This is a genomic window from Mycobacterium kyogaense (assembly GCF_036946525.1).
In the GTDB taxonomy this organism is placed as follows: domain Bacteria; phylum Actinomycetota; class Actinomycetes; order Mycobacteriales; family Mycobacteriaceae; genus Mycobacterium; species Mycobacterium kyogaense_A.
This window is the reverse complement of record NZ_JAQIIY010000013.1, coordinates 162,003-172,299: the sequence shown is the minus strand read 5'-3', so window position 1 is coordinate 172,299 and position 10,297 is coordinate 162,003. Positions and strand designations below refer to the sequence as shown.

Annotated in this window: 9 protein-coding genes and 1 pseudogene; 6 read left to right on the top strand and 4 right to left on the bottom strand. The window is 67.8% G+C overall.

What is annotated here, in order from left to right:
- Positions 1-47: 47 nt before the first annotated feature.
- Positions 48-2,008: pseudogene (locus PGN37_RS12385) on the bottom strand (2-oxoacid:acceptor oxidoreductase subunit alpha).
- A 350-nt stretch (positions 2,009-2,358) separates the two neighbouring features.
- Complete coding sequence (locus tag PGN37_RS12380) at positions 2,359-3,363, bottom strand: LacI family DNA-binding transcriptional regulator (protein ID WP_335331317.1); 1,005 nt, start codon at positions 3,361-3,363, stop codon at positions 2,359-2,361.
- Between the two features lie 109 nt (positions 3,364-3,472).
- Between PGN37_RS12380 and PGN37_RS12375 the strand changes: the two genes are divergently transcribed.
- The 4 genes from PGN37_RS12375 to PGN37_RS12360 are packed head-to-tail and all read left to right on the top strand — an operon-like array spanning position 3,473 to position 7,468.
- Entirely contained in the window at positions 3,473-4,627 is a 1,155-nt protein-coding gene (locus tag PGN37_RS12375) for a phytanoyl-CoA dioxygenase family protein (RefSeq protein WP_335331316.1), read from the top strand.
- Positions 4,624-5,640, top strand: a complete 1,017-nt coding sequence (locus PGN37_RS12370) for a Gfo/Idh/MocA family protein (RefSeq protein ID WP_335331315.1) — start codon at positions 4,624-4,626, stop codon at positions 5,638-5,640. Before PGN37_RS12375 ends, PGN37_RS12370 begins: the two co-directional genes overlap by 4 nt.
- Positions 5,637-6,509, top strand: coding sequence for a sugar phosphate isomerase/epimerase family protein (locus PGN37_RS12365; protein WP_335331314.1), 873 nt, complete (start codon positions 5,637-5,639; stop codon positions 6,507-6,509). The genes PGN37_RS12370 and PGN37_RS12365 overlap by 4 nt, the downstream gene beginning before the upstream one ends.
- On the top strand, positions 6,506-7,468 hold the full coding sequence (locus tag PGN37_RS12360; RefSeq protein WP_335331313.1) for a Gfo/Idh/MocA family protein: 963 nt from the start codon (positions 6,506-6,508) through the stop codon (positions 7,466-7,468). Before PGN37_RS12365 ends, PGN37_RS12360 begins: the two co-directional genes overlap by 4 nt.
- Positions 7,469-7,488: 20 nt before the next feature.
- Here PGN37_RS12360 and PGN37_RS12355 read toward each other — a convergent pair whose 3' ends face one another.
- Positions 7,489-7,638 (bottom strand): hypothetical protein, encoded by a 150-nt coding sequence (locus PGN37_RS12355; RefSeq protein ID WP_335331312.1) that lies wholly within the window; start codon positions 7,636-7,638, stop codon positions 7,489-7,491.
- A 137-nt stretch (positions 7,639-7,775) separates the two neighbouring features.
- On the opposite strand from PGN37_RS12355, the gene PGN37_RS12350 reads away from it, so the two are divergent.
- Both PGN37_RS12350 and PGN37_RS12345 read left to right on the top strand, forming a co-directional pair.
- Positions 7,776-8,474 (top strand): Abi-alpha family protein, encoded by a 699-nt coding sequence (locus tag PGN37_RS12350; RefSeq protein ID WP_335331311.1) that lies wholly within the window; start codon positions 7,776-7,778, stop codon positions 8,472-8,474.
- A 10-nt stretch (positions 8,475-8,484) separates the two neighbouring features.
- The gene (locus PGN37_RS12345; RefSeq protein ID WP_335331310.1) at positions 8,485-9,750 is read left to right on the top strand and encodes a DUF445 domain-containing protein; all 1,266 of its coding nucleotides are present in this window, start codon (positions 8,485-8,487) and stop codon (positions 9,748-9,750) included.
- A gap of 11 nt (positions 9,751-9,761) precedes the next feature.
- Here PGN37_RS12345 and PGN37_RS12340 read toward each other — a convergent pair whose 3' ends face one another.
- Positions 9,762-10,241 (bottom strand): SRPBCC family protein, encoded by a 480-nt coding sequence (locus tag PGN37_RS12340; protein WP_335331309.1) that lies wholly within the window; start codon positions 10,239-10,241, stop codon positions 9,762-9,764.
- Positions 10,242-10,297 lie beyond the last annotated feature (56 nt).

Sequence of the window (10,297 nt, the reverse complement as noted above, 5' to 3'; positions counted from 1 at the left end):
CATCTTGGTCAGCGGCGTCAGTCCGAGGTCGGTGCCCATCACGTCGGTCATGCGTTCACTCCGGTCGCGTCAGTCGCTTCGATGTCGATGGTGGCCGCAGCCAGCCGCGCGAACTTGGCTTTCTCGTTTTCCTTCTCGGCCAGTGTCCCGTCCAGCGCGGAGTCGATGATGCTCTCGACCTCGTCAGCCAAGAACGCCATGCCCTCCACCTTGGTCACCGACTGCACGTCGACGAGGAACTGGCCCCGCAGGAGCAGCGCCAGCTGACCGAGGTTCATCTCGGGTAGGACGACCTGGGAGTAGCGCCCCAGCACGTCACCCAGGTTCGAGGGGAACGGATTGAGGTGACGCAGCTGCGCGTGGGCGACCTTGATGCCCTTGCGTCGGGCGCGCCGGCACGCCTCACCGATCGGTCCGTAGCTGCTACCCCAGCCGAGCAGCAGCAGCTCGGCGTCACCGGTCGGGTCGTCGACCTCGAGATCGGCGACGTCGATGCCGGCGACCTTCTCCTGCCGCAGCCGGACCATCAGGTCGTGGTTCTTCGGCTCGTAGGAGATGTTGCCCGACCCGTTGGCCGATTCGAGCCCGCCGATGCGGTGCGCCAGGCCCGGGGTGCCCGGCACCGCGAACTGGCGGGCCAGCGTCTCGGGATCGCGCGCATACGGCTGGAAGGGTTCGCCTTCCTTGGCGAAGGTGTGCTCGATCGGTGTGAACGTGCTGACGTCCGGAATGCGCCACGGCTCGGACCCGTTGGCGATCGCGCCGTCGGACAGGATCATCACCGGCGTGTGGTAGTTGATCGCGATGCGCACTGCCTCCACCGCGATGTCGAAGCAGTCCGACGGTGAGCGGGGGGGCCAGGATGGCCACTGGCGATTCACCGTTGCGGCCGAACATCGCCTGCAGCAGATCGGCCTGCTCGGTCTTGGTGGGCAGACCGGTCGACGGGCCACCGCGCTGGACATCGATGACGAGCAGCGGCAGCTCGGTCATCACGGCCAGGCCGATCGCCTCCGACTTCAGCGAGATACCGGGGCCCGAGGTGCTGGTGACACCGATCGCGCCGCCGTAGGACGCGCCGATCGCCGCGCCGATGCCGGCGATCTCGTCCTCGGCCTGGAACGTCAGCACGTTGAAGTTCTTGTGCTTGGACAGCTCGTGCAGGATGTCCGAGGCCGGCGTGATCGGGTAGGTGCCGAGCACGACCTGCAGATCGGACAGCTGGCCCGCGGTGACGATGCCGTACGCGAGCGCGGTGTTGCCCGAGATCTGCCGGTACTCACCGCTTTTCAGCTTCGCCGGGGCGACCTCGTAGGTGGTGCCGAACGCCTCGGTGGTCTCGCCGTAGTTCCAGCCGGCCTTGAGCGCCAGCACGTTGGCCTCGGCCACCTCGGGCTTGCGGGCGAACTTCTCCCGGATGAACGCCTCGCTGTGCTCGAGCTCGCGTCCGTACATCCACGACAGCAGTCCGAGCGCGAACATGTTCTTGGCGCGCTGACCGTCTTTCTTGCTGGCGCCGATCGACTCCACGGCGCCGAGCGTCAGCGTGGTCATCGCGACGGCCTGGACCACGTAGTCCGAGAGCTCGTCGGTCTCGAGAGGGTTGGCGTCGTAGCCGACCTTGGCCAGGTTGCGCTTGGTGAACTCGTCGGAGTTGGCGATGATCAGGCCACCGCGGGGCAGGTCGGAGACGTTGGCCTTGAGAGCAGCCGGGTTCATCGCGACCAGCACGTCGGGGCGGTCGCCCGCGGTGAGGATGTCGTAGTCGGCGATCTGGATCTGGAAGGACGAGACGCCGGGCAGCGTGCCCTGGGGGTGCGCGGATCTCGGCGGGGTAATTCGGTTGCGTGGCAAGGTCGTTGCCGAACAGGGCTGCTTCCGAGGTGAACCGGTCGCCGGTGAGCTGCATACCGTCTCCGGAGTCGCCGGCGAAGCGGATGACGACCTTCTCGAGCTTCTGCCGGGGCGCGCCGGATGCCTTCGCACTCACGGTGCCGTTGTCTGCCACTCGCTTGCCTTCCGTGTCTCTCTCGTCTCCTCCGGGCGCGCGTCGCGCGTGCGCCCCAGCGACGCTTGCGAGCGAATGCCCATCGAGTCGCCACCGGTGCGGTGCGCCGTCAATGGACACCCGTCAAGAAGTTGGTGTCACTGGCAGTACCGATTATGGCACTTCTCTTAGGGGCGCCTATACCAGGCCCGTAGATGACCCTCAGGTTTCAGCGCGACGAACACCCAGTTCAGGCCCTGTCGACGCGGCGGCCACGGGATGCGAATGTGGTTTTCGTCACGTTGCCGGGTCGTGTCCAGCGTCGCGAACTCTCTTAGAAAAGGTTACCGATCAGTAGCGATCAGCTAGCGCTAGGCGGGCAGGTTGTATGGCGTGATGACCTGGATGGGCACCGGCCGGGCGATCTCCGCCGGCAAAGCTCCGCGCTCGTGCAGGATCAGCCGCAGCGCCAGCCGGGCGTCGGCGCGCAGATCGTTGTGCAGCACCGCCGAGAGCTTCCCCTCGCCCAGGAGGCGACGATTGTCGGCGTCGAGATCGTGCGCGACGAAGACCCGGCAGGGACGACCCAGTGTCTCGAAGGCCGCCACGGTCGCGACGTTGCCGCCCCCGACGGAGTAGACGGCTTCGATGCCGGGGTTGGCCGCCAGCGCGTCGAGCACCAGCCGCTCGTTGCTCGCGTCGATGCCGTCGCTACCGCTGACCTCGACGATCGCGCGGCCGGATGAGCGCAGCGCCGACCGGAAGCCGACCTCTCGCTCCCCCTCGCCGCGGAACACGGCGCGACTGAGGGTGATCAGCACGTCCGACGGCGACTCCCCCAGCCACTGCTGCATCAGGTAGGCCGCCGTGACGCCGGCTCCGTGGTTGTCGATGCCCACGTACGCGCTGCGCGCGCTGGCCGGTATGTCGGTCGTGTAGGTCACCACCGGGACGCCGGCGTCCACCAGTCGGCCGACGGCCTCGGCGACCTGCGGCTCGTCCTGCGCCTTGAGGATCACGCCGTGGCTGCCGCGAATCCGGGCCAGGGTGTCGACCATCTGCGCCGTGGAGCCGGCCTCCCAGAGGTGGAAGCGGGCCCGCAGCATGGCCGGCGCGAACGCCGGTAGCTCAGCTTCGATGGCGGCGCGGAAGGCATCGGAGAATCTGCGCGGGGTCTGCATCACGACGTCGACGAGGTAGCGCCGACCGTTGAGCCGCAGCTGCGCGCGTTGTTTGTCGAGGTCGGCGATCGCCTGGTCGACCTCGGCGATCGTGGTCTCCCGCACACCGGGACGACGGTTGAGCACGCGGTCGACGGTCGCCTCGCTCAGCCCGCTCTGCTGAGCGATCTCTCGGATCTTGTAGCGATGCGCCATCGACCTGGCCCTGTTTCTCCCGGCGTGAGCCCCACGCCAGGTCCTCTGAGGTGTTTTTGACGGGTTTTTGCCGTTGATTGCGGTGCGGATCACAGCAAGACTAACCGTCATGGCCACCTCCCTCCACTCACCGGCATGGCTCGGCGAGGCGGACTGCGACCTCGACGAGTTCCGGGCGCAGGTCGAACAGCAGACCGATCCGGCCGACTATCCGCATGCCCGCGACGTGCGCAGCAATGTGCTCGTCTACGCTGCCGACGTCGCGTCCGAGGATCGGCGCGCGATGCAGGCCGAGGTGATCCGCGCGCTCACCGACGGGCCCGGGGTGGTCGTGTTCGAGGGGGCATTCAGCAGGGACGTGGTAGCGCGGACCAACGACGCCTTCTTCGCCATCATCTCCGACGAGCGCCGCGGCGACCGCACCGCAGGCGACCACTTCGGTGCGCCCGGCGCCAACGACCGCATCTGGAATGCGGCCCAGAAGCTGGCGCTACGCGATCCGCATACGTACGCCGAGTACTACGCCAACGACACGCTGGCACTGGTGTGCCAGGCGTGGCTGGGCCCCCGCTACCAGGTGACCTCCCAGGTCAACGTCGTCAATCCCGGTGGTGCAGCACAGGTTCCACACCGCGACTATCACCTCGGGTTCGTCCCCGTCGAGCAGCTCGAGCAGTATCCGGCCCACCTGCACCGTATGTCGCCGGCACTGACCCTGCAGGGCGCCGTCGCGCACTGCGACATGCCGATCGAGAGTGGCCCGACGATGCTGCTGCCGTTCTCCCAGCGCTTCGCCGGCGGCTACCTCGCGTTTCATCGACCGGAGTTCATCGACTACTTCGCCCAGCATCACGTCCAGGTCCCGCTGGCCACCGGCGACGCGGTGTTCTTCAATCCCGCCCTGTATCACGGTGCGGGAGCAAATGTTTCGGGCGACATCCGCCGCATCGCCAATCTGCTCCAGGTCAGCTCCCCGTTCGGGCGCGCGATGGAGGCCGTCGACCGCACCGCCATGGTGCGCGCGGTGTACCCGGTGCTACGCGGGATGCGCGCCGCCGGCCGGCCCGAGCACGAGCTGCGCAACGTCGTGATCGCCACCGCCGAGGGCTACGCCTTCCCCACCAACCTCGACAGCGATCCCCCGGTCGGCGCGCTGGCGCCGCGCAGCCAGGTCGACATCCTGACCGGCGCCTTGGACGAGGACCTCACCGACCAACAGCTCGACACCGCATTGCACGACTACCACGATCGGAGAAAGCCATGACCACCCTGGGCTTGATCGGCCTCGGCCGTATCGGCGCCTTCCACGCCGAGACCTTGACGAACCTCCCGACTGTCGAACGCCTCGTCGTCACCGACGAGCGGCCCCATGTCGTCGCCGAGGTGGCCACCAAATACGGTGCCACACCGGCAGATTCGGTGGCGGCGCTGCTGTCCTCCGGGGTGGACGGCGTCGTCGTCGCGGCCGCGACACCGGCGCATGCCGAACTGGCGCTGGCCGCGGTCGAGGCGGGCCTGCCGACGTTCTGCGAGAAGCCGATCGCGTCCACCGCGGCGGAGAGCGCCCGCGTCGCCGGCATCATCGCCGGCTCCGGCGTGCCCGTCCAGGTGGGTTACCAGCGCCGCTTCGACGCCGCGTTCGCGGCGGTCAAGCAGGCCGTCGACGGCGGCTCGCTGGGGCGCCTGCACACGGTCCGCAGCACCACGATGGACCCCGCGCCCCCGCCGATGGACTACATCCGAGGGTCCGGAGGCATCTTCCGGGACTGCGCCGTCCACGATTTCGACGCGATCCGCTGGGTCACCGGCCAGGAGGTCGTCGAGGTGTACGCCACCGGCAGCGTCCAGGGTGACCCGCTGTTCGCCGAGTACGACGACGTCGACACCGCGGTCATCACCGTGCGGTTCGACGGGGGCGCCCTCGGCGTGGTCTCCGCTGCCCGGTACAACGGGCGCGGGTACGACTGCCGGCTCGAGGTGCACGGTTTCGACGACACCATGGTCGCCGGGTGGGACGAGGGCGCGCCGGTCGTCAACGGCGATCCGGGCACCGCGTTCCCGACCGGTCAGCCGCACCACTTCTTCATGGACCGGTTCACCCAGGCCTTCCGGGCCGAACTCGGCGCGTTCGTCGACGTCGTCGGCGGCGCCCCGATCCGAGGCGCCACCGTCGCCGACGCGGTCGAGGTCGCGTGGATCGCGGAGGCGGCGACCGAATCGCTGCGGCGCGGCGTTCCGGTGTCCATCGACACGGTGAAAAAGGAGGCACAGCAGTGAAACTCGCGGGAGCCCCGATCTCCTGGGGCGTGTGTGAGGTACCGGGCTGGGGCCATCAACTGGAGCCGGAGCGGGTGCTCGCGGAGATGGCGAGTGCCGGTCTGACCGCGACCGAACTCGGGCCGGAGGGCTTCCTGCCCACCGAGACCGCGGATCTGGTCGCGACACTCGATCGGTTCGGGCTGCAGTGTGTGGGCGGTTTCGTGCCCGTGGTGTTGTTCGACGAGACCCACGACCCGGTCGACGATCTCACCGCACCCCTCGATTCTCTGGTGGCCGCCGGGGCGGGCGTGGTGGTGCTCGCGGCGGCCACAGGCGCCGACGGATACGACAGCCGGCCGGAGCTCTCGGATCGGCAGTGGGAGACGCTGCTGACCAACCTGGACCGGCTCGCCGAGGTCGTCGCGGAACGCGGCCTGACGGCGGTGCTGCATCCCCACGTGGGCACGATGGTCGAGAATCGCGCCGAGGTCGATCGCGTTCTCGCCGGCTCGCGTATCCCGCTGTGCCTGGACACCGGTCACCTGCTGATCGGCGGCACGGATCCGCTGCAGCTGGCTTGCCAGGTCCCCGCGCGGATCCAGCACTGCCATCTCAAGGACGTCGACGCCGCCCTGGCGGCACGAGTGCAGTCTGGCGAGCTCACCTACACCGACGCGGTCGCCGCCGGGATGTACGTGCCGCTGGGGCAGGGCGATGTCGACATCGCCGGGATCGTGACGGCGTTGCAGGACAGCGGCTTCGACGGGTGGTACGTGATGGAGCAGGACACCATTCTGGCCGGGGAACCTGACGGTGACGGACCGCTCGCCGACGTCCGTGCCAGCGTGGCCTTCGTGACGGGAGCGGCCGAGGGCGTCTCGGCGTGAGCCTGCGCATCGGCGTTCTCGGCGCATCGAGGATCGCCGAGAACGCGATCGTCGGCCCCGCGCGCGAGCTCGGTCACCGCCTGGTTGCTGTCGCAGCTCGGGACCCGTTGCGGGCGCGGGCTTTCGCCGACCGATTCGGCGTCGAGCGGGTCGTCGCGTCCTATCAGGAGGTGATCGACGATCCCGAGGTCGACGTGATCTACAACCCGCTGGCGAATGCGCTGCACGCGCCGTGGAACCTGGCCGCGGTCGATGCGGGCAAGCCGGTGCTCACCGAGAAGCCGTTCGCCCGAGATCGTGTCGAGGCGGCCCGCGTCGCGGCGGCAGCCGACGCCGGCGGCGTCACGGTCATGGAGGGTTTTCACTACCTGTTCCATCCCGTGATGCACCGGGCCCGCGAGGTGGCCGGTGACGGCACCATCGGTGAGCTCACGCGCCTCGAGGTCGCGATGGGCATGCCCGAGCCGGCAGCCGAGGACCCGCGCTGGTCACTCGACATGGCGGGCGGGGCGCTGATGGACCTGGGCTGTTACGCGCTGCACATCCTGCGCCGCTTCGGCTTGCCACGCGTCGTGTCGGCGACGGCGGTCCAGCGCACTCCCGGTGTGGACGAGCGATTCGACGCCGAATTCGAGTTCGACTCGGGTGCAACGGGTCTCACGACCAACTCGATGGTCGACGACGAGTACTCGTTCACCCTGCGGATCATCGGGTCGCGCGGCGAGGTGTTCGTGCACGATTTCATCAACCCCCGCCGCGACGACCGGTTGACCATCACGACCGCCGACGGCGAAACCGTGGAGCACCTGGGCACCCGCGCGTCCTACACCTACCAGCTGGAAGCGTTCGCCGCCCACGTCGAACGCGGTGAAGCGCTCCCGCTGGACGCCGCCGACGCGGTGGCGAACATGGCCCTGATCGACGACACCTACCGGGCGGCGGGCATGGCTGCGCGCTGACCGACGTCGGCGATCCTGGGTCAGTCGCCGACGGACTGCGTCACGCTGGCTGCCCGCCGCTCGTGCCAGCGCAGGCGAAGCATCAGGAGGCCGCGGTGCGCTCGCCATCCGGCCGACAGCGGGTCACGCCACGCCGGGACCATCGCCGGCGCCTCGAATTCCCTGTCCATGACGACTATTGTGCCGCGGCCAGACGACACAGGCCCGCCGCAGCGAGCGGCGAAACGGTGTCGATCGTGTGAATGTTGACCGACCAGCTTTTGGCAACGCTGAGGTCAGCGCTGTGCGGTACGACTACCTTCTCCCTATGCCCAAGCCGTACGACCCTCGGGAGTTGTTCAGCCACGCCGTCAGCGCGGCCCGCGTCGGACTCGACGTCTACAGCTGGACCGAGAAGCAGATCGTCGACGCCCTCCGGCACGGCCTCGACGCACTCGACGGAACCGACACGGCCCCGACGGCGCAGACATCTGACGTCGACACGGGCACATCGGACGACACCGCGGAGACTGCCCCGGACTCCCTCGGCGGCAAGCTCAGCGATCTGCTGGAACGCGCTCTCGACCAGAACACCCGAGGCAGCCGGATCGAAATCTTCCACCGGCTCCTCGACCAACTGGTCCCTGACGAGGCCCGCATCCTCGGCGCCCTGTCCGACGGGTCGCGGTCGCCTGTCGTCACCGTGTCGGTCTGGGGGCAGTCACGGGCGACATCACGCCCTGTGCTGCAGAACGCGTCGTTGATCGGCCGGACGGCCAACGTCGCGCTGCCGGAGATGGTGCCGCAGTACGTCAGTCACCTGCTGTCACTGGGGCTGGTCGACATCGGGCCGGAGGACCGCGACCTGGAGACGGACTACGAGTTGTTGATGGCAGAGACCGCGGTGCTGGCGGCGATCAAGAACGGCGCCCGTGGGCCCATTCCGGCCAAGGTGGAGCGCTCGACCCTGACACTGTCGGCGTTGGGCGCCGAGTTCTGGACCGCTGCCACCGGCAATGGCCGGTGATGTGCCGGAGATGACGAGCACGTATCAGGCGATCGCCAGTTGGAGCGAGATCACCACCGATGTCTCCACGTACTGGTGGATCTACCTGTCCATGCCGCTCATCGCCGCGTTCGTGGGCTGGAGCACCAAACTGGTCGCGGTCGAGATGCTGTACCGACCGCTGGATTTCAAGGGTTGGGGGGTCTTCGGCTGGCAGGGGATCGTGCCCCGCCGCGCGGGCAAGGTCGGCTCGACCACCATTCACCTTCTGACCTCGAACCTGCTGAAGCCGGAAGAACTCCTCGAACGATTCGACGTCGACGAGGCGCTGGATCGACTTCAGGTACCGCTCAACGAGGCGATCGAGGAGATCATCAGGGACCTCGCCGAGGAGGTGCGGCCTGGACTCTGGGACAACCTGCCCGAAGCCGGCCGCCGCGCTGTGCGGGATCGCATCGTCGGTCAGATCCCGCAGCTCACCCAGAATCTGATGACCGAGATCAAGTCCGATCTCCCCCGGTACCTCGACATCCAGTTCTTGGCTGTGACGACGTTGGTGCGCAACAAGGAGAAACTGGTCAAGCTGATGCGCAGCGTCAGCACCGATGCCATGGCCTTCGTCCGTCGCAGCGGCATCTACTTCGGGTTCTTCATCGGCCTGGTCCAGATGGTCGCGTGGGCTCTGTTCCAAAACCCGTGGATCATGCCGGCTTTCGGCTTCGCGGTCGGCTTCATCAGCGACTACATCGCCCTCAACATGCTGTTCCGGCCCATCCACCCGCGGAAGTACCTCGGTTTCTACACCTTCCAAGGTCTGCTGCATGCGCAGCGGGAGAAGATCACCCGCGATTACGCCAAGATCCTGGCTGACGATCTGTTCGCCCCCGACATCCTGTTCGATGCGCTGATCACCGGTCCCGGCTCGGACAAGCTGTTCGCCCTCGTCGCCCGCGAGATCGAAGGGGCGATCGACAGGCAGGCGGGCGGAGTCGCCGCCCCCATCGTCGCGCTGACCGTCGGCACGAAGAGGTACCGGGCCATGAAGGACCGGGTGGTGGCGGCGGTGCTCGAGCGTCTCCCCTCGACGTTGTCGGAGGCGCAAGGGTATGCGGCCGAGGTGATCGACCTGGAGAACACAATCATCGACAAGATGAGCCGGCTCACCAACGAGGAGTACGAGTCCATTCTGCGGCCCGTGTTCAAGGACGACGAGCCGTTGATGATCGCCGTGGGTGCGGTGCTCGGCGGCGTGGTCGGTGAGCTCCAGGTGCAGATCATGGAGCTCGTCACCCGCTGAGCCACACCGCGTCAGTGACCGTCGGAGAAGCGCTCCGCGAGGCCAGACAGGGTGGACTCGATGCCCTGGGCGTTCTTCTTGTCGTAGCCCATCAGCTCGATGACGATCGGCAGCTTCGCGGTGGAGTAGTCGAAGGTCTCGGTCACCTTGGTGATGCCCGGGCCGACCGCCGAGAGCTCCCAGCGCCACCGGTGTCCGAGCGGATGTTGCCATTCGACGACGTGGTCGTCCTGCACAGCGGTGGCGGTGGAGGTGATCGCATAGGGCACGCCGAACTGCTTCATCCCGACGGTGAATTTGTCGCCCTGCTGCAACCGGTGCGGACCCTTCACCTGGGTGTCGCGCACGGTGCCCGATCCGTCGACCTCATGGTGGCGGTGTGGGTCCACCAGCAGCGCAAAGATATCGGCCGCAGGGGCGCTGACCTGCACACTGCGGCTGACGGTGCGGGGACCGGAGTCTTCTGTCTTGACCGGTGTCGTAGTAGCCATGCCGCCGTCATACCCACGTGCTCCGCCGGCCAATCGGTCGGCGGAGCATCGTGTCG